The organism is Sulfidibacter corallicola, from assembly GCF_017498545.1.
GTDB classification, from domain to species: Bacteria; Acidobacteriota; Holophagae; order Acanthopleuribacterales; family Acanthopleuribacteraceae; genus Sulfidibacter; species Sulfidibacter corallicola.
The window spans coordinates 1083731-1106212 of sequence record NZ_CP071793.1 but is presented as its reverse complement, the minus strand read 5'-3'; the positions used below and the strand labels follow the sequence as shown (position 1 = coordinate 1106212).

General features: G+C 60.9%; 16 protein-coding genes. 6 read left to right on the top strand and 10 right to left on the bottom strand.

Annotated features, from left to right (window positions below; translation table 11 throughout):
• Positions 1-108 precede the first annotated feature (108 nt).
• On the top strand, positions 109-1770 hold the full coding sequence (locus J3U87_RS03215; protein ID WP_237381587.1) for an Hsp70 family protein: 1662 nt from the start codon (positions 109-111) through the stop codon (positions 1768-1770).
• 166 nt (positions 1771-1936) lie between these two features.
• Positions 1937-2866, top strand: a complete 930-nt coding sequence (locus J3U87_RS03210) for a hypothetical protein (protein ID WP_237381586.1) — start codon at positions 1937-1939, stop codon at positions 2864-2866.
• A 1309-nt stretch (positions 2867-4175) separates the two neighbouring features.
• Here the strand turns inward: J3U87_RS03210 and J3U87_RS03205 are convergent.
• Both J3U87_RS03205 and J3U87_RS03200 read right to left on the bottom strand, forming a co-directional pair.
• The gene (locus J3U87_RS03205) at positions 4176-6320 is read right to left on the bottom strand and encodes a hypothetical protein (RefSeq protein WP_237381585.1); all 2145 of its coding nucleotides are present in this window, start codon (positions 6318-6320) and stop codon (positions 4176-4178) included.
• 307 nt (positions 6321-6627) lie between these two features.
• Positions 6628-7653, bottom strand: coding sequence for a tetratricopeptide repeat protein (locus J3U87_RS03200; protein WP_237381584.1), 1026 nt, complete (start codon positions 7651-7653; stop codon positions 6628-6630).
• A 136-nt stretch (positions 7654-7789) separates the two neighbouring features.
• Here J3U87_RS03200 and J3U87_RS03195 point away from each other — a divergent pair, with 136 nt between their 5' ends.
• The 4 genes from J3U87_RS03195 (at position 7790) to J3U87_RS03180 (ending at position 12205) form a co-directional block, all read left to right on the top strand.
• Entirely contained in the window at positions 7790-8221 is a 432-nt protein-coding gene (locus J3U87_RS03195) for a hypothetical protein (RefSeq protein ID WP_237381583.1), read from the top strand.
• Between the two features lie 224 nt (positions 8222-8445).
• Positions 8446-10431, top strand: coding sequence for a M48 family metalloprotease (locus tag J3U87_RS03190; protein WP_237381582.1), 1986 nt, complete (start codon positions 8446-8448; stop codon positions 10429-10431).
• 48 nt (positions 10432-10479) lie between these two features.
• Positions 10480-11883: a pentapeptide repeat-containing protein gene (locus J3U87_RS03185; protein ID WP_237381581.1), complete on the top strand. Its 1404-nt coding sequence runs from the start codon at positions 10480-10482 to the stop codon at positions 11881-11883.
• The gene (locus J3U87_RS03180; RefSeq protein ID WP_237381580.1) at positions 11876-12205 is read left to right on the top strand and encodes a hypothetical protein; all 330 of its coding nucleotides are present in this window, start codon (positions 11876-11878) and stop codon (positions 12203-12205) included. The genes J3U87_RS03185 and J3U87_RS03180 overlap by 8 nt, the downstream gene beginning before the upstream one ends.
• Before the next feature lie 184 nt (positions 12206-12389).
• On the opposite strand, the gene J3U87_RS03175 is transcribed toward J3U87_RS03180, so the two are convergent.
• The 8 genes from J3U87_RS03175 to J3U87_RS03140 form a co-directional block, all read right to left on the bottom strand.
• Positions 12390-13463 carry an efflux RND transporter periplasmic adaptor subunit gene (locus tag J3U87_RS03175; protein WP_420038277.1) on the bottom strand — a complete coding sequence of 358 codons (1074 nt, stop codon included), beginning with the start codon at positions 13461-13463 and terminating at the stop codon, positions 12390-12392.
• A 41-nt stretch (positions 13464-13504) separates the two neighbouring features.
• On the bottom strand, positions 13505-14755 hold the full coding sequence (locus J3U87_RS03170) for an ABC transporter permease (protein ID WP_237381578.1): 1251 nt from the start codon (positions 14753-14755) through the stop codon (positions 13505-13507).
• 32 nt (positions 14756-14787) lie between these two features.
• Positions 14788-16038, bottom strand: a complete 1251-nt coding sequence (locus tag J3U87_RS03165) for an ABC transporter permease (protein WP_237381577.1) — start codon at positions 16036-16038, stop codon at positions 14788-14790.
• Positions 16038-16790, bottom strand: coding sequence for an ABC transporter ATP-binding protein (locus J3U87_RS03160; RefSeq protein WP_237381576.1), 753 nt, complete (start codon positions 16788-16790; stop codon positions 16038-16040). Before J3U87_RS03160 ends, J3U87_RS03165 begins: the two co-directional genes overlap by 1 nt.
• Before the next feature lie 200 nt (positions 16791-16990).
• Complete coding sequence (locus J3U87_RS03155) at positions 16991-19414, bottom strand: SUMF1/EgtB/PvdO family nonheme iron enzyme (RefSeq protein ID WP_237381575.1); 2424 nt, start codon at positions 19412-19414, stop codon at positions 16991-16993.
• 30 nt (positions 19415-19444) lie between these two features.
• Positions 19445-19909: an ATP-binding protein gene (locus J3U87_RS03150; protein ID WP_237381574.1), complete on the bottom strand. Its 465-nt coding sequence runs from the start codon at positions 19907-19909 to the stop codon at positions 19445-19447.
• 414 nt (positions 19910-20323) lie between these two features.
• Positions 20324-21595 (bottom strand): PP2C family protein-serine/threonine phosphatase, encoded by a 1272-nt coding sequence (locus J3U87_RS03145; RefSeq protein ID WP_237381573.1) that lies wholly within the window; start codon positions 21593-21595, stop codon positions 20324-20326.
• 364 nt (positions 21596-21959) lie between these two features.
• On the bottom strand, positions 21960-22436 hold the full coding sequence (locus J3U87_RS03140) for a hypothetical protein (RefSeq protein ID WP_237381572.1): 477 nt from the start codon (positions 22434-22436) through the stop codon (positions 21960-21962).
• Positions 22437-22482: the final 46 nt, after the last annotated feature.

Sequence of the window (22482 nt, the reverse complement as noted above, 5' to 3'; positions counted from 1 at the left end):
CAGCCTCCCGGCTTCCCTTCACCGATCCGTCACCCCACAAGGACCCACCAACCCCAGCGCGGCTCACCGCCCGACACCCACACCCTCATCGAAAACAAGGAGTTCGTCATGAAGAAAAAACACATTTTCGGAATCGATCTCGGCACGACCTACAGTTGCATCGCCCACGTGGACGAGCACGGTAAGCCCATCGTTCTCCCCAATAGCGAGCACGATCTCACGACCCCATCGGTCGTGTATTTCGACAACGACACGGTCGTCGTCGGCAAATCGGCCAAGGATGTCGCGGCCGTCGAGCCCGAAGCCTGCGTATCGACCGTCAAACGCGTCATGGGCGACGAGAACTGGGAGTTCGAGTTCGATGGCAAAACCTACAAACCCCAGGACATCTCTTCGTTCATCCTGCGCAAAGTGGTTGCCGACGCGGCTCTGACTTGCGAAGAGCCGATCGAAGACGTGGTCATCACCTGCCCGGCTTACTTCGGAGTCAAGGAGAAGGAAGCGACCAAACAGGCCGGAATTCTGGCGGGACTGAACGTGCTCTACGTGATTCCCGAACCGACCGCGGCAGCGCTTGCCTATGGAATCGAACAGGAACGCGATCAAGTGGTGCTGGTATACGACCTGGGCGGCGGCACCTTCGATGTCACGATCATCGAAGTGAAACAGCAGGAAATCAACGTGATCTGTACCGGCGGAGACCACCAGCTCGGCGGAAAGAATTGGGATGAGGCGATCGTCGCGTATTTCGCATCCGAATTCGAAAAGGAACACGCCATCCCCGCCGACGATCTGTTGGAAGACCTGGAAACCTACCAGGAGCTGCTGAACGCGGCCGAGCGTTGCAAAAAGACCCTGTCGACACGGACCTCGGTGGATGAACCGGTCCGTTTCGCAGGCAAGCGCAGCAAGGTGCGTTTGACACGCGAAACCTTCGACACGATCACACGCGCCTACCTGGAACGAACCATCAGCCTCACGGAAGGAGAGCTGGAAAAGGCCAAAGAGGCGGGTTTTTCCACGATCGACAAGATTTTGCTGGTAGGCGGCTCGACCTTCATGCCGCAGATCATCGATACGGTGGGCACCCATTTCGATTGCGAGGTCGCGCAATACGATCCCAACCAGGCGGTGGCGAAAGGAGCCGCGGTCTTCGGTTTCAAGTGCCTGCTCGACGAGCAGATCAAGGAAAAGGTCGCGGCGGAAACCGGTCAGGCCACCGAACAGGTGGATCTCGCCCTGGGCGGCTCCACGGTCGAACGCGCCAAGGAAGAGGTGGCCATGGAGCACGGCCTGACCTTGCCGGGCCTGCAGAAGATCGTGGACAAGGTGATTTCCAACGTGACGTCGAAGAGCTTCGGGGTGCGTGTCTACGACCCGGTTCGCGGCTGTCAGGCCGTGGCCAACCTGATTCATGTCAACGATCGCGTGCCGACCACGGCCAGCCAACAGTTCGGTACCCAGAACGACGGGCAAACCCAGGCGGATCTCGTGTGCATGGAAAACCTCCAGGACGAATCGAAGGGCACCGTGAGCGAGGACCTTTGCCGAGAAGTGGGCCAGGCGGTGCTGGACTTCCGCAAACCCATGAAACGAGGGGCTCCCGTGGAGATTACCTTCGACCTGAGTGCCGACGGATTGCTCTCGATGAAGGGCAAGGATTTGACGGGCGGCCTCGAAGTTCAGGCGGAATGGTTGACGGCGGCCATCATGAACGAGGAAGAGCTCTCCCAGGCGAAGAGCCGCAACCTGGCCATGGCGGTTTCCTAAAAGCAATTCAGCTCGCGTACGACGAAAACGGCGCGGTCGTGCCCCATGGCCACGCCCGGTGCCGCCGACCCCCGGACCAACGATTCGGTCCGGGGCCCGGGTCCGAAGCGGCACCCGTCGAACGGGCGAGGACACATCGGGAGAGACGCTCTCGAGGGAGGAATTCGTGGAAGTTTACTATCTGCGCGCGGTCCGCACCGTCAGCGCCCAACTGGAAAAAGTGCAGCACTTGGAAAAGTGGATGCTTTTCGCCTTGGCATCGCCGTGTGCCGCTTTCATCGGCTCCTTGTGGGGCCAAGTCGCCAATCCCTTTCCGCGTCAAGGTTCGGGACTGATGGCGGGCACGCTATACACGGCCGTGTGGGTCGCCTGGATCGGGTTCTCCATCGGTGGAACGGTCGCCGTCATCCAAAACTGGTACATGCAGCGGCTGGAAACGGCGGGCCGCGCCTTGGCCACGGCCGTGGGTTACGCCACGCTGGGAGGTTTTCTCGGCGGTGTGGCCCTGGTGATCGTGAAAGTGACGCTGGCCACCATCGAAGGCATGCTTTTCAAAAGCGCAACCATGGCGCACATCGCCGGTTGGACCGCCGAGAGCCTGGTCCTGGCGGCCTTCATTTCCCGATCGATCCCCAACCTGCCGATGAAACGGGCCCTGATCGCGGGCAGTATCGCGGGATTCCTGGGCGGATTCGCAACGGGAATCTCGATTCCCGCGGCGCTGGGTGATTCCCTCAAAGGGGTCTTGTTGGGCTTGGCGATCGGCCTGGTGGAGAAAGTGGCGCGCGAAGCGTGGATCGAGGTACACCGCGATTTTTCGGCCGAGGCCGCATCGGGTTCGATCGTGATGATGAACCAGGTACCCAAGATCAATTTGGGTGAAAACCCGCTGAGGGTGGGCAGTACGCCGGACTGCGAGATCTTCGTCCGGAGCGGCGACGACAAGTCGGAAGTATTGAAAACCTTGACGTTCAAGGACCAGCGCATTTTCGTCAAAGACCAGGATTCGGGCATCGAACGGCAGATGGATGACGGTCAAAGCGTTCGCGTTGCGAATGTGACCCTGAAGGCGTTCCTGAAGCGAAAACCCTCGTGACCGGCGTACCTCGCACGCGACGGCAGCCCCTTCGGTGACGAGGGTCGGCGAGAGCGGGGACGATGCCGTCAATAGCCCGAGCCGTGGGGAATCCCCTCACGGTTCGGGCATTTTTTTTGGCAACGGAGTCGCCACCGGCACACCGGCCACCGGGTTTCAAGTGGGAAACCAATCGAAGCGGATCGCTCGGGAGTTCCCGCATTTGTGAGAGGGACGTGGTGCCCGGTAGGTGCGACCGCTGGTCGCACATTCCGAAACTCCTGTTTTTATTGGAGCTTCGCTCTTCGGCGTTCTGAATTTCCGCAGTCCTGATCGCTTTGAAGTGTCGGCCGGGCCGGCTTACCGCCCCTGACCAACTTACTGCCGCGCCGACCCTCGCAGCATGCAGGAACTCTTCGCATGGATCACTTCGGCGAGTTCAGCCGGCGGGCTTACCGCCCCTGCGGAACCTACCTGGCACGACGAATCTCTCCGCATTCGGGCGCTCCAAACGCAGCTTGTTCCACCAGATATTTTTAGCGTTACCTTCGACCTTTACAGAGTTTGTTTCATAAGAGCCACGAACAAACGGGGCGGACGCCCAGCTTGATTTCGAGAAAGAAACAACGCGAAGCGAGCCGATCCGAGGAGCTCACATGCTCGTAAGTGACGCAAAACCTGTAGGTTGAGCAGCTTGCTCAACCAATCGAAGCGACTTGGCAGAAATATTTTGCGCCATCGAGAGATCGAAGGCCCGACTTATCTGCTTCGCTCTTTTACGACTCGATCTTTCGAAGCCTTGATCGCTTTGAAGTGTCGGCCGGGCCGGCCAACCTACTGCCGCGCCGACCCTTAAAGCATGCGGGAACTCCTCGCGTGGATCACTTCGGCGAGTTCAGCCGGCGGGCTTACCGCCCGCTGGACCTACCGGGCACGACGAATCTCTCGACTTTAGGGCACTCCAGACAGATTCGTTTCAAGAGAGAGCACCCTGGGAAGCAGGCTCGAAAGATGGGTTGAATCCGCCGGGACCTGCCGAGAATCCCTTGGTTCTCCGTCGAGCAAGTGCGAGGTCCCAGCGGCACTCGTTCGGTTCAGGAATGGGGACGCCCCCAACGGATCTCGATCGCGACACGGAAGCCCATCACGGGCCCACCGAGTTCAGTCCTTGATTTGAGGAGGGTCGAGGCATCGAGATCCGGCATGGTGCGGGATCTTCGCCACCGGTTTCCCGGCCCGATCGAAGAGGTGCCGGCGCAAACTTTCTGGAAGGATGACAACCATACCGGCGTGCGGCGGGCGACGTTCGCTCGTGGATCTGGGAAAACCGTCAAAGACCCTTGCGAATCGCACCCCAGCTCGCCTGAATGTCTTGATTCAATTGCGTTTCGATGCGCGCCACTTGACGGTTCACCACACGGTCCACATCTACCTCGGAATAGGTCACTCGTTCCGAACTGGAGGCTTGGACAAATTGGCCGGCCGAAGCCTCGATCAAATCGATGTCGATGGCCGAAACATAGGCGGTGCCTTTTCGCCCGTAAAAATTGAGCTGGCGTTCGGATAAACGCTCGATGTGGACGTTCACCATCAAGTGTGCGCCCCGTTCCGAAAAGGCGGAGGCCACTCTTTGAAGATCGGGATGATCGGACCCGCCGAGATGATGGCGCACGGCACGGGAACCCACCACGCGGTATCGCGATTTGCGCAGTTGTTGAGCCAGCTCCAATTCCACCAGCGAGACCAGTTTCGGATCCCCGACAACCCACAGAGCGATGGTGGGCACGTCCGGAAGACGGCGCGGTTCGGGTGGGCGGGGAGCCACAGGCCTGGCCGGTGCAGCGGCGTCCGCGGATTGGACTGGGGGCGTTGGTTGCGCGCCGCCGAATTGAGCGCCGGTCTCGGCCGGTTTCGGCTTGGGCCGAGATTCGGGAGCCGAAGACGTGGCGTTGAACGCAGACGAAACTGCCGCTGGGTCGGGGTTCGCTTGGTGGGTCGCCTGGGACTGGGACCCAGGCGCCCTCGGGAGATCGGAGTCTGCGGAAACCTGTGCCGGGGTGGGGCTCGAAGGCTCCCTCGTCGAAAACCAGGAAAGGCCGAGGACCCCGACCACCACCAACGCCAAGAGCACCCACGGCCCCCGAGAGCGACGTTTCCGCGAGGGTCGGTCAGGCTGTCCGGAGGTTTCCGCTTCGCTCCGCGTGGAAGTCACTGCCAGCCGATGGGGCCCACTGGTGGCGGCCTTTCGGGAAAATCTCTCCCCACGCACCCCGAAAACGCCATAGAACCAATCGTCGCCCGGTTGAAGATCGCGATCTTCGAACCTGTTCTGGGCGAGGTCCGCCAAGAGTTCCCCATCCGTTTCATGCCCAGGCGCCGAGCCGCGTTTGCGCAATACTCGGTAGCGCGTCCGATCGCGCCGGGCCGCTGCACGCCAAACCAGCTTCATCCCATACGACCTCGATCGGACGACCAGGTCCGTGGGCGGCAGGGGTCGGTCCTTTTCGCCTGCCGAACCAGGGGATGCCGTCTTGGGTTGGGAAGGCGGGTTCGGCGCCGGCCGGCGCGATGCTTTCGCACGGGGACGGGCCGGTAACAGCTCCCAACTCGTGGCGCGCGCGCAATGGTCCAGAAGGAAGGCCCGAGCTAACTTCGGGTCCCCTCCCCCCGTACGGCAACGCGAGACGAGGCGCTCGATTTGTTCCATTTCCACATAGCTGCGATGATGGTTGGCGGCGGCCAATTCCTCCACCAATGGTTTCAAGCGGTGACGCAGTAGGGCCACGTCGTGTGCCTGACGAATCGGTTCCGAATTAAAGACCGCCAGGGCACAGCCCGCCAATTGGCTGCGCCGATCGTTTTCGTCCGAATTGGGCTGCGTCAGAAGCGTGCGACTCAGGTCGGCGGCGGCCCGCGCCAGTTCCTTCGTGGGACAGCTCTCCGGCCGGTCGAGGAAACGATAGAGATCCGAGATGCCCAAACTCTGCAGCAGCCGTTCGATTTCACCCATTTGCGGCGGAGGCGCCACATCGAACCGTGGATCCGGCGCCGGCCTGCTGCCCACCCGTACCCCGGCCTGGGTGAGGACTTTCCGAAGCTCCTCCGCCGAATGTAGATCGGCGAACCGTTGCGCCATCTCGTCGAAAATCGCCGAGAGCACGAAGCCGTCTTCCCTCAGCGGCGCCAGGTATTTTTCCAAGGCTTCAATCCGGGATCGTCGCTCCCGCTCCCGTTCCGCGCGCCAGTGTCGGCAGGCACGCGCCCAGGCCACACGAAACTTCCGCTCGTCCTCGACCAGATCCTGTAAAGCCGCAAAATGGGGTTTGAGCCGGTTGTATCTCGATCGCTGCTTGGGACTCCCCATGGAACCACCACGCTTTACGCGTTTCAATTCCTCGGCGAGCATGCCGCGATCGAGCTGATCGGGTTCTTTTTCAAACAGTTGCACCAATAAAATATCCGTGGGAGCGGCCATGACGTAGCCTCCTGAAAAGGGGTTGACGGTATGGGAAAAGTCGACGTCGACAAGACAGCGGAAGCCCGGCCACGACGAAACCCGACCCGCCGAGATGGAGGGTCGGAGTTATCGCACCGTCGTGTCCGGGCGGCAAGTATGGGCGCGGCCAAAAGACGGCGCCCACGGCGCAAACGCGCCGGCGATTCGTGTGGCGGGGAGCACCCGGAGGCTCGAAGTCGGTTACCGTTCCCGTCCCGCTTCGGAAACGCGCCAGCGACGCGTTGTCGCCCGAAGGAGGGGCCCGGATGGCTCGAAGCGGTTGCCCTTACCGGTTTGGATCGCGCCCACCGCCCTCGCGTTCCGCGCCTCGGCGAAGATCCAGGGCCGCGCTCACCTGTTCCGCCAGTTGCTTGGATCGCTTGCATTCCAAGACGGCCTCACGAAACACTTTGGTACTGCTGATCTGGTAAGCGCGGGTCAGGTGTGTCAGGGCCTGGTCGTGTTCGCCCAAAATGAAGTGACACATACCCAAATTGTATCGAGCTCTCGCCTTCAATTTGGATTTGACCTTGGGGGACGTTTCGGCGGCTTCCGCGCTGATGCGGGCTCGCGCCAGTGCCTCGCGGTATTCCCCGATGCGCACCAGGTTGGCCGCCTCTCTCAAACCGAGCTTCTTGTTGTCGAAGAACACGAACTCGCGCCGCTCCTGCCAGGAGAAGAACATGCGGGCCAGGCGCGCCATCCCATCGGCGATGGCTCGATTGCGGGCATCGACCTTGGAGGGATAGGAAGGGTATCCATCACTGCTGGAATTACTTGCGATACTCCTGCCCTCCACGATCTCGCTTTCGTACAACCGTCCCGTCATGAAATCGATGATTTGCACGCCCACCTTGAAATGGCCGTCGGTGTATACCCGATAGGTGGTGTGGCGAACGCCCTTCTTGTCCGTGTAGCTGTTGCTGTCGCGGCGATGCTCGGTCTTGCAATAGTGGCCCTTGACCAGCACCAGGGCGTCGGCTTGCAGCAGTTCGCCCAAGTGGAGCGCCGTGTCGCGATTCACGTAGCCGCTGGCGCCGAAATCGATTTCGGATAGGATGGTTTCCGTGTTGGCACGGTCGAGCACTTCGACTCCGTTGTCCAGAAACTGATCGGCGAGGTCGGTCAAAACCTCGTCAACGCAAGGACCTCCCGCCCCCTTGATAGCGACGCGTTGGATGTCGAGACGAAGACTCGGCGGATGGGTCATGGTGACCACGACCTTGGCGTTGAACGATTTGAGGAACATGTCCCTGATATCCGGATAGCCGTTGTACCCGAACAAGGCAATGACCGACAGTATGTGAAGCATGGGGTTTCCTCCTGAAGGGTGTCGATGAAGGTAGAGAACCCCTTCGCAGAGATCCGTGCAGGAGCGACGCTTTTTTCTGCACGGACCGACCCTTTGGGTTTCCCACCTTTCGAGAAGAGCACGTCGGGAGGTGGCGATGGCGTTGAAGGACGAGATGCGGAGATTGCGAGATCCGGCATGTCGGGCTGCCGTGGAACAAATGGTTTTCGAAATCGTGACCCTCGTCGAGCCCCTGGAAACCGAGTTGACCGAGATTTTCGCGGGTCCGGTGATCCAGATGGCGGTGGAAGGCACCTGGATGAAGATCGACACGAAGGAGCACGCCGGAGGTGTCGGTGTTTTCGACCCTTTGGTGTTCACTTTGGTGCCCTTGGCGGCGTCCATCCTGACATCGCAACCGAGTTCGCCAATGGATGCCACGGGGCGACCGGTCATCACGGGCGCCGAGGTGTGCCGAATTGCCCGCTTCGTCGGTTCGGCGCGTGCGACGCACAGGGCGGAGGCGATCGCCGAAGCGGCCACGGCCGTCCGCGACCGTACCCTCGCCGCCGAAGGTCAAAAACGTTGATAGGGCGAAGCCACGGAGGGACAGGCGGCGCAACGACACGCCGAAAAAGCCGGGCCGGAGCCTCGGATGCAGCGACATCGGATCGAATTTCCGAGCAGCCGAGAACCGTGCCTCCTGTGGATCCTGCACCGGGGACGGGCTGCCGCGAGGCGGTGGAACACCCGTCGCGGGATGCACGCGAACGGCGTTTGAATCCATTCGCCTTTCCTTCGGAAACCCGACACATGTTCACGATGATCGCCTTCATCGCCATGACCGTTTTTTGGACGTCGGGTATCATGCTGGGCTTCTGGGGGACAGGCCTGGATTTCGCCCACCTGGGCGATTCTCTGGTTTCTCGGTCGCGCGGCCCCGCCATGCTGCTGTTTTTCGACGACCTTCACCTCCCTCACCGGAATACCGCCATCGGTTCATTGATCGCAGCCCTGGAGAACCTGATGTTGGTCGCCCTGGCTTCCCTGGCCGTTTGGCAGATGGTGGCCTGGATCAGGGTGCGCGGACACGTTCGACGGTTCGCTCGAGACCATGACGCTCGGGACCTGCCACCCGACCGCGCCCCCCGGCTACGCCGCTTCGTGGCCACGGTGTCGCACAAGTTGGGTGTCCCAATCCCCCACCTCGCCACCAAGGGCGGAAGTCTGGGCGGGGTGGTGTTGGGGTCCAGTCGCCGGCCGGTCCTTTTCCTCGACGGTCCGCCGACCTGGCAGGAGGTGTTTTGGAATCGCCACCGAGAAGCGTTGATCCTCCATGAAATGGGACATGTCGTCAATCGCGACGTGGATACCCGCGAATGGAGCCTGGCCCTGCTCCACACCACGATTCCGGCTCTCTTGCTCCTTGCCCTGCTTTGGCTGCCCCTGGTTTACCTCTCTCCCCATTTCGGCGCGAACCTCTTTCGGATCCTCATCGTGGCCATCGCCCTGTATGTCGTGCTCAAGCTGATCCTTTGGCGCCTGATCCGGATTCGCGAATACTACGCCGATTGGCGCGTGGTCACCTGGAACCGCGCCGATGCCCTGATCGCGTTCCTCTCGGTGTCGCCACCTGAAGCGTCCCCTGCCGCGCGCCAGGCCGGTGAAGGGTTCCGAAGTTGGCTTGGCCGGCTCGTGCTGCGACACACGCCTGCCATCCTGCGCTCCACCCGGGACTTCCATCCGAGCCACGAAGCGCGCCTCACCATCCTGCACCACCCGGAACGGTTGTTTCGCACCGACCCAACCACGGTTTTTACCAGCGGATTCCTTCTCGGCCTGCTTTCGTTTGTGCTCGCCACGTTCGTGTTGCCCACCCAATTTTGGCTGGCCGCCAAGGGCATGGAGGGCTACCTCGCGCTCGCCGAGGCAACGCGAGCCTGGCATCCCCAGCTACGCGGCCTCACGAGCGTGGCCGGTCACATTGTACTGAACCTGGGCCTTCCGACGCTCTATCCCCTGGGCGTGATGTGGGGTCTCACACACCTCGTCACGCGTGGCTTCGGCATCCAGGTCGAGAAACAGGCGGTCGCCGATTTGGTCCTTCACGGCCCCGGTTCTTGGGGCTACACGGCACTGTGGCGACCATCCCTGTGGTTCCTCTCGGGGCTCGTCGCCACGACGCCCTTTTTTCTTCCCGACATCGGGCGCTTCGATTCCGGCTCGCTTCTTCTCCTGCACCTTCTGTGGTTGGTCGGGTTTTGGATCCTGATTTGGGTTTGGGCGACACTCCTGCGTTTCACGGTTCGAACCCTGCTGGGTACCCGCGCCGAAACCAAATCTCCCCAATGGCTCCGCCGCGCCATTCGATGGGCTTCCACCCTGATTCTGACGGCCTTCTTTTGGCCGGCTTACGGCGCTTTTCTCGGCCTCCGCCTCAGCCGCACCGAATGGTGGTACTCCAGCATGACCGCGACCATGACGCATGCCCCTGATCCCAACCTGGCCCTGAACCAAGTCATGATCGGCATGTTCGCCATGGCCTACTTATGCGCGGTTCTCATTTTCGTGCTCCTGACCTGGGGCCTGATTCTGGGCGCGGGCCTCGCACTGTACCGCAAACCACATTGCCCCACCTGCCACGCCCCCTGCGAATCCCTGTTCGTGATGGGTCGGGACTGCGCCCACTGTGGTGCATCGCTCACCCCCTGGCTTTTCGTGGAAGTGCGCGACATCGACCGGGACTGGCGAGTTGTGACACCCCCTCACCAATTCCCTGCATCTCACCACCGACCCTGATCAACGCGAGGCATCGGTCTCATCGGCGGAGCCCGAAGGAGTGTGACCATGGACAACATCAAACTGTTTGGATCTCTATTGATTTGGGCCAGTGTGCCGATCTTCGCGATTCCCTGCGGCATGTTTGTCGACGGACTTCTGAGCGACGAAACGCTCGCGACCGCGACACTGTCACAGATCCACCTCCCCGAAGGTTTCCCACTGCCCGAAAGCGCGTTCCAAAACGGCTTCATCTTCGAACTGATGCTCGCCCTTTTCTTTCTGATCATGGGCTTCTTGATCTTCGCAGCGGGTTGGGTCACTCGGGTGCATGCTCTTGCAAAATGGAAACATTTGCAATCCCTATACTTGCGGGAAGAACGCGCCCGGTGGAAAGACTTCGGGACGGAGTTGCGCAACGTGCTCGCGACACTCGCCGGAGCCCATGCCACCCCCAGGGATGCGAGGCCCGAAACGTGTCAGGGCCATCCGCCAGCGTCTCATTTCTCGAAACGATTGGCTCGTTTCAAGGCTCTGGCCAGCCTGCCAAACGCGGCCGATACACCCGACACCGTCTCGATTTCCGCATCCGAGGATCGGACCGAGGACCCGCTGCACCTTCAAGCCCTCGCCTTGGCCAGCTTTTTGATCGCCGGATGGCTTACGCTCTCGCTTGCCGTGTCGATCCTCGGCGATATCAGCGGATTGAACGAAGCGATTTACGGCGATGCCACCGCCGCGTTTCTCTCTCGAGGCTCCGGAACCATGGCGGCCTTGTTGAGCGGCATGATCGCCATGTCCCTCGGTTTCGGAACGACGTTTTTGGCAACCCATCGAGAACGCCGAAGCGAAGGAAGGGCACGGGCTTTTTGGCGAAGAGACATGGGCACCTTTCTCGCGGACAACCTGGTATTCCTCCGTGATGCGGGCGCCCGGGCACAAACGGATGCGAGGCGCATCGCGGAAATCGCCCGAACCCTCCTGCGTGCGGAACTTGCCCACTGCGACGGAGATCAGCGCGGCATCCTGTTGGCGCGGCTGGCCGAAGATGGTTGGCTTCGACCCACGGGAACGCTGTCTTTGGTGGAAATGGATTTTTCAGGCGCCCAGGCGGCAGGTGCGACATTGTGCCGGGTGGATCTCTCGGGTGTCAATCTCTCGCACGCGATCCTGACCGGCGCCGATTTATCGCACAGCTCCATGGCCGGGGTCGGGTTGACCCAAACCGATCTCAAACGAGCCCAGCTCCGTGGCGCCGATCTGAGACATGCCAGGCTCGATGGGGCGCGCCTCCATTACGCGGACCTGGAACATGCCGATTTGCGGCGCGCGTCGTTACGTCGAACCAATTTGTTTGCGGCCAAGCTGGCGGGCGCCCGATACGAGGCATCGAACCTGACGTCGACACAACGTTCCCAGATCCGAGGATCCCGCGGGCCTGACGAGCGATGCCGGGAACGGGATCATGGTTGACGACCTGGCCAAGGAACGACGGGCTCTCCTCTGGGAACTGGTGTGTATGAGCCTAATCACCTTCGCGCTTCTGGGCACATTGTGGCTGCTGTACGCCACCCTCATCCAGGTGGCGGTCCTGTTTCCGCCAGGTGGCCGCAACATCGATTGGGGCGACGCCCGACTTGCGGCCGCCATGGCCCGTCCGAGCGGCTGGCTGGTGATCCTGCTGCTCGCCGGCATGCCCACGGGTTTCGCCGTGTTTGCGCTCGTCCTGGTTCGGTTCTGCTTTCTGCCCCGGCGGGATGGATCGTGGAGCCAGGGGAACTCGACAAAGGTATAAGCGCCGGGTGGGAAGAGCGGGAAGAACCGGGAGCCCCAACCCGATCACGTTTCGTTTCCGCCCGGAAAACGGGCCTGAATCGGCCCGCCCCCATGCCATTGCCTTCTGGGAAATCAAGGGGCGGACCAGAGGTCGAGACCGACGCTTGCGACGCCCCCCAGTGCCGATGAAGACCCTCGCCCGCTCAGTTTTTCTTGATGCGGGTTTCGCTGTCGAGGCCGCTGAGAACCTCGATGTGAATGCCGTCCGACAGGCCCACCTGGATCTCCTTCTTGGCGAACACCTGTGCGCCCGTCTCCACCTCGACCAGCACCTTGTCGTCCTCGAACAACAGATCGGCCTCCCGCACCGCCAAGACGTTCTCACGGCGATCCAACACGATGTCGGCGTTGGCGCTGTAACCCGCGCGCAGGAAGGCATCGGCCGGCATGTTGATCTTCGCGCGAATCTCGAACTGAATGGCACCTTCCAATTCGATGCCCTTGGGGGCGATGAACTCCAACTCGGCGTTGAAGCGCTCGGTGTCCAATGCACCGATCCGCAGATCCAGCGGCATGCCCAGGCGGATTTTGCCGACCTCCGATTCGTCCACCCGACCCTCGAAGATCATCTCGTTCATGTTGGCGACGGCCGCGATCGTGGTGCCGTCGTTGAACGTATTCGATTCGATCACGAAGTTGCCCACCTCGACCGGTACGTCCAATACCATGCCGGCCGCGGTACTGTGGACCAGGTTCGACTCGGTTCCCGATCGTTTGGAGGCCCCCTCACGCACCAGTTCCAAGTTGGCGATGGCGGCTTCCAGCTCCTGGGCACTGCGACGCGCGGCCAACTCGAAGGCGTTGAATTCGGATTCGGAGATCAGGTTCTGCTCGAATACCTTGCGCTGGCGCGTCAATTCGTTGCGATCGTTTTCGTAGGTGATGCGAACGGCCTCGACCGTCGACTCGGCATCGTGGAGGCTGGTCACGCTGGGGATGATGCGGATCTTGGCGATCAATTGACCGACTTCCACCACGTCACCGGCTTCGACATACAGCGTGTCGACCACACCCGAGACGTGCGACTTGATTTCGATCTCCTGGCGCGGATTGATGGAGCCGGTCGCCACGGTTTTCTTGACGATATCGGTGCGCAGGGGTGCGACCGTCTCGTGAACCACCGGCGGTTCCTCACTCTTCTTGTAAAGGAAATATCCGGTACCGGCGAAGCTGGCGACAACCAATAGAAAAAAAATAAAAATCGTCAGTTTTTTCAAAATGGCCTTGAACATAGTGCTGCACATCTCCCGTGTAAACGTTAAACCTGAATGGCCTCGATCGGCCGAATGGAAGCGGCCCGTCGGGCGGGAATCAACCCTGCCAGACAGCCGCACAATACGAGCACCGCGAACGCCAAACCCGCCGTCGTCAGACTGACCGCGGGGTAGAGAAACACCCCGGCATCGGTGCCCAAGGCGCGGTTCACCGCTTCCAGGACCGCGACTCCGCAAAGCAGCCCCAAATAACCGGCGAACCCGGTGAGCAACAAGGCTTCCTGCATGATGAGCGCGACGATCGACCAGGGCGTGGCGCCGATCGCCTTGCGAATCCCGATCTCGCGCGTTCGCTCCTTGACCACGATCAGCATGATGTTGCTGACACCGATCACCCCGGCGAGCAAGGTGCCGATGCCGACAAACCAGACGAAGGCGCGGATGCCGCCGAACAGGCCTGTCAGTTGCTGGAATTCCTCTTCCAAATTATTGTGCCCCAGTGCGTTGCGATCCTCCGGATGAATGCGATGGCGCTCGCGGATGGCCGCCATCATTTGCCCTTCCAACTCATTGACCGACACCCCGGGCTTGGCCGAATAGGCATACCAGTGAAATCGTTTGCCTTCGCCGAAGGCCTGCTGATAGGCCGAGAGCGGGATGTAGATCGACTGGGCATCGCGATCGCCGTCGCCCCCCGTGCGGCGGGATTTGTGAACCCCGACCACCTGAAAGAAAACGCCGTTGATCCGGATGTACTCGCCGATGGGTTCTTCGCCCTCGTCGAACAGAACACTCAGGACATCGGTTCCGATGACGGCCACCTTGCGCTTCCCTTCGATATCGAGCGGGTTGATATGGCGGCCGACCAGCATGTCGGTCAAGCTGATGCGCTGGTAGGCGGGCACATCTCCGTAAACCGAAAAGCCCCCGGTGCGGTCGCCGCGAAAGACGTTGTTCGAACCGCGGAACCCGCCGAGCTGCGCACGCGGCGCAAGGGCGTCGAGGCCGGGAAGCGCGGCGCGCAGGGCGGGTATGTCGTCCTCGGTAAACCGCGCCCGGCGCCCAGGCTGTAGGCCTCGATAGGGTTTGGTGGTGCGGCGGGGCCAGATGAAACCGGAATTCGTGGCCCAGCCGTCGAAACTGGAACCCACCCCGTTTTCGAGACCCTGGCCGGAACCCAGCAAAAGCAACAACAGGAACAGGCCCCAGAACACCCCGAACATGGTGAGCAGGGTTCGCAGTTTGTTGCGTCGGACGGTGGCCAGGATCTCTTGCCATTTGTCGTAGTCAAACAAGGCTCGCTCCTTGTGTGGGAAAGAGAGTCGGGTCACTCATCGCGCAGGGCCTCGATCGGATCGACGGCCGCAGCACGCCGAGCCGGAAAGTATCCGGCAGTCACACCGGCCAGGATCAGGACCAGCGTCGCCGTAGCAGCGGTCCAGAAGTCCACACTGGGGTTGCGGAAGAAATCGGGCTGGCTGGGCATTTTCTGCAACACCGCCTGAACCCCTTCGATCAATCCGATCCCGGCCACCATGCCCAGATAACCGGCGAGCACCGTGATGGTGATCGATTCCAGCAAAAACAGTCCGATGATACTGCTCGGCGGGGCGCCCAACGCCTTGCGGATCCCGATCTCGCGCGTGCGCTCCTTGACCGCGATGAACATGATGTTGCTGACCCCCACGATGCCGGCGATGATGGTTCCCAACCCCACCAGCCAGACGAAGACCGCGATGCCCTTGAAAAGCTGGGCGAACTGCTCGTAGTGCTCTACCAGGTTCGCGACCCGCATCGCGCGCGGATCCTCGGGATCGAAGACATGACGTTCGCTCAGCAGATCCACCACCTTGGATTCGATGAGCTTGCTTTCGTCGAAACTGGCGTCGCCAATGGTGAACATCAAACGGTGGATTTGATTTCCTCCGCCATAGGCCACCTGGCCCGTACTGATCGGAATGTAGATCATGCGTTGCTCGCCTTCGCCACCGATGTCGTGAAAGACGCCGACCACTCGATACTGGATGCCGTTGATGTCGATCCACTCGCCGATCGGGTTCTTGCGACCGAACAGGCTGGTCACGACGCGGGTCCCGATCGCGGCCACCTTGCGACGGTCGCGGATGTCGAGCTCGTTGATGAATCGCCCCTCTTGCATCAGGGTGTTTTCGAGGTATAGGTGATCCGGGTGAACCGAACGAATGCCGAACGTGGAGTACTCGTCGCCATAGCGAACCCGGAAATCGCCGCGCAACACGAAGCGTGCGGTGATGTGCTCCACCCCACCGATGGTGTCGCGCACCATGCGGTAGTCGTCGTCGGTGAAACGCACCGAGCGTCCCGGACGCAAACCTCGATAGGGCACACTGGTGCGCCGTGGGGTGATCCAAATGCTGTTTGTCGCATCATCGCGAAACTGGTAACGCACGCCGTTTTCCAAACCTTTGCCGGCGCCCAGCAGGAGAATCAGCATGAAAATGCCCCAGGCTACCGAGAAGGCCGTGAGGAAGGTCCGCAACTTGTGTTTGCGAACCGTTTGGCCGATCTCCTGCCAGTGATCGGGATTGAAGAGGAACATCAAACCGGCACCTCGGCAGTCACGCTCGATGATTGGCTGGGTGCGCTCACCGAGGCAGCCCCCTCATCGGATGGGCCCGCGGAGTGGTCATCTTTCAGGATGAGGCCGTCGCGCAGGTGAATGGTGCGGTCGGTTTTTTCGGACACTTCGTGTTCGTGGGTGACGATGACCACCGTCATGCCGGTTTTGTTGACCTCGCGGAACAGCTCCATGACCTGCTCGCTGGTCTGCGAATCCAAAGCACCGGTGGGTTCGTCGGCGAGGATCACCTTGGGGTCGGTAATCAGTGCGCGCGCAATCGCGACCCGTTGTTTCTGACCGCCGGAAAGCTCGTTGGGCAGGTGAAAGGCGCGATCGCCCAAACCCACCTTTTCCAACAGTTCCATGGCCTTCATATTGCGCTTGCGGCGGCTGACCTTCTGGTAGTAGAGCGGCAAGGCCACGTTTTCCACCGCGTTCTTGAACTCCAGAAGATTGAAGGACTGGAAGACGAAACCCAAAAATTGGTTGCGGTAGTAGGCCGCTTGTCGCTCGGAAAGGTTTTTCATCAACGTATCGGCGAGATGATAGGTCCCTTCGTCGTAGCGATCGAGAATCCCCAACACGTTGAGCAACGTGGATTTACCGGAGCCCGAAGGACCCATGATGGAAACCAGCTCGCCGGTGCCGATCTGCAGGTCGATGCCCTTCAAAACCGGAAGTGATTGCTTTCCCATGCGATAGGCCTTGGTCACCTGTTGCAGATTGATCATTCAATAAACCGCCGTTTTAGATCTGAGAGAACGAGAAACCGAAAGATGGGACTTTTGAAACATGAGAACTAACCATTAAGACGCAACCGCTTCGGATTTGGTTTTGACCAGAATGGATTTGTTCGACAGCGGCGCGCCGGGAACGGGATCGCGCCTGGCCCCGTGGCGACCCATGACGCGACTCGGCACCGACGATCAGGTCAGTCCAGGCTGCGGGCCAGGCGAAACCCCACGTCGGGGCCTCGGTATTCGCGGTCGTTGGTTCCCCGCACCGATGATCGACACAGCCAGGATACGTTGTCGTAACAACCGCCTCGCATCATTTTCTCACGGTGCTCGTCCGAGCCGAACGGGTCGTTCCGCCGCGTTCCGGGATAGCGCCAGGGGCTGTCGCGACACCATTCCCATACATTGCCGATCATGTCGTACAGGCCCCAGACGTTGTTCTTTCTGCGGCCGACGGGCTGGGGTGCGGGCGTTCCCGAAACCGAGGAGTTGTCGACGAACCAGGCGAACCTGCCCAACTTGGCGCGTGCGTGGCCGAAATAGAAGGAATCCGCGTGGCCGGCCCTGCAGGCGAACTCCCATTCGGCCTCGGTCGCCATGCGGTAGTGGTTCACGCCCAACGAGGCGTTCAACCGGTTGACGAAATCCCGGCAATCCAGCCAGCTAATGTAGGTGGCGGGAGCATCGGGATGTTCGGCCACGTGGGGTCGACCCTTCCAGGGACGGGTCTTCATCACCAGGTACCATTGCTGTTGGGTGACGGGAAAGCGACCCAGGTAAAAGGGTCGGGAGATGTTGACCGGGGTGACCGGACGCTCGTCCGGCTCGCCGTCGTTGGCCCCCATCAGGAAGGCACCTGCCGGAACCAACATCAACTCCAGCTTGTATTTGGTGCAGACGTACTTCTTCCGCCCGCGACTCAAGGTGCGCAGCGCTTTCTCGCGCTTGCCGAGTTCCTTTACACCGTGCCGCTTGAACCCGGCGATCAGACGCTCCATTTCGTCGAGGTCACGGGCGCGCAGGGCCTTGTGCCAGGCCTGCTCCATGTCTTCGAGCAGCGCGTTTTGTTTGGTGACCCGCGCGATGGCCTCGTCGAAATCGGCGGTGCGACCGTCCTGACCCTCCACGTGATTGGCGAAGGTATCAGCGATATCCTGCATCTCCGCGAGGGCCTTGCGCCGTTCGGCATCCTGAAACCGCTCCTGTAGATAGGACCGCACCCGCTCCTTGCCTTTGGTATCGCGGGCCACACCGGCCAGGTTGTAGTATTCGGCGCGCCAACGAGCCTGCTTGGGCGCATAGGCGGCTCGGGAGCGGCGCCCACCGGAGCGGGCTTGCCAGGCGGCAACCAATTTGGGAAGCCCTCCGGCGATGCCGGCCAGCGTGAGGCCCATCCCGACCGCGGCGGTCATTCTACCTTCCTGCCAGACGCCCAGGGTGGTGGTCAGGGCACCCAACCCGAAGGCAACGCCGGGCCAATCGGAGTGGACCCAGGACGGCAGGGCGTCCGGCTTCGCGGCTTGGCGTTCGCGACCCGGCAAGGCGGATTCCTCGTCGGCGCCGCGCTCGGCAAGGGCCAAGTGCTCCTTGTAGGCAGGGACCCGGCTCAACGCGGCCCGCAATTGGCGCACCTCGGCAAAGCGAACGTTCAGGTCCGGATGAATCGCTTGGTGAACCACTTCCTGAAGCTCCTGGGAAACCAGGAGTTCCACGGAAGGCCGGTCGAGGCCATCGGCATCGGACCCGGCCTCGCCGTCGACTTCCTGCGTTTGCTCTTCGTCTCCTTCCGCGCCGGGCTCGCCATCCTCCGGTGCCGCCGGCAGAAAGTCGGAGGGCTGGAGGCGCAGCAACCAGGCCAACAGGGCACCGCAGGAGAAGACATCGGCCTGGACACCGATCTTGCCTTCCGGATCGGCCAGCTCGGGTGCCGAGAAGACCGGGTCGAATCCTGCGCGAAGATCGGGTGCATAGGTCGCCATGCGCCGAAACTCGGCGGCGAAGTGATCCAGCACCAGGTGATCCTGGCGGTTCACCCAAATCGTAGGCGGCTGAAGGTTGAGATGGAGCAATCCGGCGCCATGACACAATTCCAGGGCGGCCAACATCGGCATGATGCGGTGGATCGCGCCGGCTTCGGTGAATCGCTGCAATACCAGGTGGGTGGGGAGCGAAGTGCCCTCGTTCAACTCCTTCACCACGTAGAGGGTACCGTGTTCCAAAAAGGAGGTGCGTACCTTCGCGAGGGAGGAGTGACTCAAACCCGCAAGCAGCACGGCCGTCTTTTGAAGCGCCTCCAGGCCCGTATCGAAGAGCAGTTCGGCGCGATCGTCGCGCACGTGGATACCGGGGCCGCGATCGTCGCGATAGGCCACGCCCCGCGGTGCATATTCGAAGATCGAGACCTTGAGCCGAATGTCTTCGTCCCAGGCGAGGTAGGTGTATCCAAACGGGGATTCGGGCGGTAGCAACCGACCCAAAAGGAAAAGGTCGCGGAGGCGGGTGCCCACCGGCAGCGCCTCTCCCTGCTCCGGAGCATCGAACGAAAAGCCACACTTGAGACAGGTTCGCTCTTCCGAGAGATGTGCCTCGAAACAAGCGGGACACTTTTCAGGACCCATCGCCCCCCCTATCCAAGTCCGATCATCCCCCTACCCGGCGCGCCGCTCGGGTACGAAACTCTTTTCCATATATAAGTAGTTCCGATCGTTCTCACGATGATAATCCACGCGATCCATGATTTGATCCACCAAAAAGCGGCCATACCCATTTTCCGGAAGCGATTCCAGGTCTTCGGGATCGAATTGAGGCGCCTGGTGATCGCAACTCTCGATGGGCTCGGCATGATCGACCAGCGTGACGCCGACACGGCCTTCCTCGAATTTCATTTCGATCCGAATCGGATTGCCCGTCTCGAATCGGTAACCGTGCTCGATCACGTTGTTGATCATCTCCACCACGCAAAGCTCGACCTGGTAGGCCACATCCTGGGCCAGGGAGAAGTGGAGGCAAAGGGCGCGGACGGAAACGCCCACGAGCGCCACATCCTGCAGGTTGCTGTCGATCGAGAGTTGGATCTCTCGAGTCGCTCGCTGGTTCGTTGGACCTTGGTTCATGAATACCTCACGACACATTCGCACCGAGGAAGGACGCCGGAATGGGTCCGCCTATGGCCGAGACGCGTCAAGTCGAGAGACCCGAGCCGTGGAAGTCTTTCACCAGGCAGGCCCGCGCTTTTCCCGTACAGCCGGTTTTCACGAATGATAAATACCGAATCAGGATTATAGTTTACTACAAAAGAAAGATCTCTCCACCGCCGCGATCCCTCCAAAAAGAAGCGCGAACCGGTTCCTGACAAAAGCGCATGGTTTCCCCGGCCGCGATGGGTCGCGGCAGATTCGAAGGCGGTCTTTTTTTCACGATCCGCGAAAAAAAAGCATATCGAAACCGGCCTCCGAACGCGGGTCGCTACGGCATCGGATCCCAGCTCGAGGACCGAGGGGTGTACCAGAGCCGACCGGGCCACCGAATCAATCCAATTCGGAGAGATCCACGGCCAGGTGGTTGCGATCCTGACTGGGGTCCGGCAACCGCTCTACCGCCAGTACGGACAAATCGTCCTCGAATTGATCGGAACCGCGCCACTCGATGAGGGCCTGTTTCAGTTTGACCAGGCCTTCCCGCAACGACCCGCGGCGGTGATGGGCGAGCAGGTCCATGAAGCGCTCGGTCGAATAGGATTGGCCGTCGGGATCGAAGCAGCCGGTGACGCCGTCGGAGTAGAGGTAGAGGCGGTCACCTGGCCGGAAATCGAAGCTGTAGATGTCGAAATCGGTATTGGGGAAGATCCCCATCGGGAAGCCGCCCTCGCCGATCGTGCATGGTTCGCCCTCGTAGGGCAGATAGATGATCGGCGGGTGCCCGGCTTGGGTGAACAGCACCTGCTCCATGGCCAGGTCGATCACGCCGTAGACCATGGTGAAGTACTGTTGCCCGTCGGAGCGGACTTCGAAGATCTGGTTGAGCCGGCTGGCCAGATGGGTGGGATGGGTGAAATCGAGAAAACCGTAACCGGTGTGGCCGAGGTGTTGGGCGTCGGGGGGAAACGGCAGGGGCGAGATGACGTGCGAGAGGGTGAATGACAGCATCGCCGCGGGAATGCCGTGACCTGCCACGTCCAGGAGAAAAAAGGCGGTCTTTTCCTCGTTGATCTTGAAGAAATTGAAAAAATCGCCCGCGACGACTTCACAAGGCACGAACATGGATTCGAACTTCATCTGGTCGATGGTGGCGCTTTCCATCGGCAGCAGTGCCTTCTGGAACTTGGCGGCCAACTTGAGGTTGTTGGCGGTGGTGGCGAATTGTTCGGAAATCTGCTGGTGGGCCAACTCCAATTTTCGATTCTGGTCGACGAGGGTCTTCTCGTATTTCAAAACCCGTTCGCCCGCCAGGACCTTGACCTTCAACTCGAGCGGATTACAGGGCTTCACCATGAAATCGTCGGCACCCGCCTCCAATCCCGCGATCAAATCGTTCTTGTCGCCTTTCGCCGTGAGCAAAATGATGTAGACGTAGCGGGAAAAGCCCTCGCGTCGGATGCGGCGGCACAGTTCGATTCCGCTCATCCGGGGCATCAGCCAATCGGTGATGACGAAATTGATGGGCTCGTTCTGCATGACCTCCCAGGCTTCCGTGCCATCGGCCACGGCAATGACTTCGTAGCCCATTTGCATCAACTGGCGCTGAAGAATCGCGCGAGGAAAAGGTGTATCTTCGACAATGAGAATACGGGACAGAGCCAAACGTCGCTCCCAACCACTCCAAACCCTCAGCGAATCGATGAATTCGTGCACACAGGGCGAAGGGCACGGTCATCGCGAGGGTTGTGTTAAGTATCCAATTCAGAAAAAGAGGACCCTTGAAAAGGTGGCCCCATTGTAGCGCAAAACCCAAGCGATACGCGACCATTTGCGATTTCGGTAGATACGGCCGGTTTCCGCGAGACTCCCGAAGCGGGGATGTTCGCGTCAAATTGGCCAATAACGAGAAAAGACCGAACGAAGAGGTGTTTCCCGGGAACCGGATGAACGCCCTGGGTCGGCGCGGGGTTGGATGTCGCCCAAGGCGGATTCCCTCGCGAAAGGCCCTCGAAGGCTCGGCCGATCCTCAGTTTCGGCCGGAGCCTCCCGTCGAGCGGGTCGGCTGTCGTGGTTTGACGATCGGCCCCAGGCCGCCGCCCTCGCGAAATGGATGGGCTCCGCCACGGCCCGCTTTGGCGCCGCGTCGATAGCGTTCCAGTAATTCGGCCGTGCTGCAGTTGGGTTTCTTGTCCACCTTCGGCGGTTTCCCACTGGGCAGCCGGGACGACTTTTTGGCTTTCTTGTCGGTGACCGCCTCCAACCCGTCATCGACCAACTTCTCTTCTTCCGATTTCTCGTCCTCGCCCTTCGGCTTGTCCTTACCCTCACCCTTGTCATCACTGGGCTGGGTTTGTTCGGGCGGATCGGAGGCTGGCGGATCGCCGGTGAAGGCCGGCGGGAGGATCACCGCCAAGGCGAAAAAGACCAGGCCGGCAAGCCGGGCGACTTGTCGCCACCGCGCGACGATGCCGGTCCGAGGTTTCCATCGCGTTGAAACATGCATGACAAACTCCTTCGCCACCCGCGGCACCAGTCCACGGGCGACCCTT

Coding starts and splice junctions, on each gene's coding strand:
- J3U87_RS03215 (WP_237381587.1), top strand. CDS start 109: ATGAAGAAAAAACACATTTTCGGAATCGATCTCGGCACGACCTACAGT.
- J3U87_RS03205 (WP_237381585.1), bottom strand. CDS start 6,320: ATGGCCGCTCCCACGGATATTTTATTGGTGCAACTGTTTGAAAAAGAA.
- J3U87_RS03200 (WP_237381584.1), bottom strand. CDS start 7,653: ATGCTTCACATACTGTCGGTCATTGCCTTGTTCGGGTACAACGGCTAT.
- J3U87_RS03195 (WP_237381583.1), top strand. CDS start 7,790: ATGGCGTTGAAGGACGAGATGCGGAGATTGCGAGATCCGGCATGTCGG.
- J3U87_RS03190 (WP_237381582.1), top strand. CDS start 8,446: ATGTTCACGATGATCGCCTTCATCGCCATGACCGTTTTTTGGACGTCG.
- J3U87_RS03185 (WP_237381581.1), top strand. CDS start 10,480: ATGGACAACATCAAACTGTTTGGATCTCTATTGATTTGGGCCAGTGTG.
- J3U87_RS03180 (WP_237381580.1), top strand. CDS start 11,876: ATGGTTGACGACCTGGCCAAGGAACGACGGGCTCTCCTCTGGGAACTG.
- J3U87_RS03165 (WP_237381577.1), bottom strand. CDS start 16,038: ATGTTCCTCTTCAATCCCGATCACTGGCAGGAGATCGGCCAAACGGTT.
- J3U87_RS03160 (WP_237381576.1), bottom strand. CDS start 16,790: ATGATCAATCTGCAACAGGTGACCAAGGCCTATCGCATGGGAAAGCAA.
- J3U87_RS03155 (WP_237381575.1), bottom strand. CDS start 19,414: ATGGGTCCTGAAAAGTGTCCCGCTTGTTTCGAGGCACATCTCTCGGAA.
- J3U87_RS03150 (WP_237381574.1), bottom strand. CDS start 19,909: ATGAACCAAGGTCCAACGAACCAGCGAGCGACTCGAGAGATCCAACTC.
- J3U87_RS03140 (WP_237381572.1), bottom strand. CDS start 22,436: ATGCATGTTTCAACGCGATGGAAACCTCGGACCGGCATCGTCGCGCGG.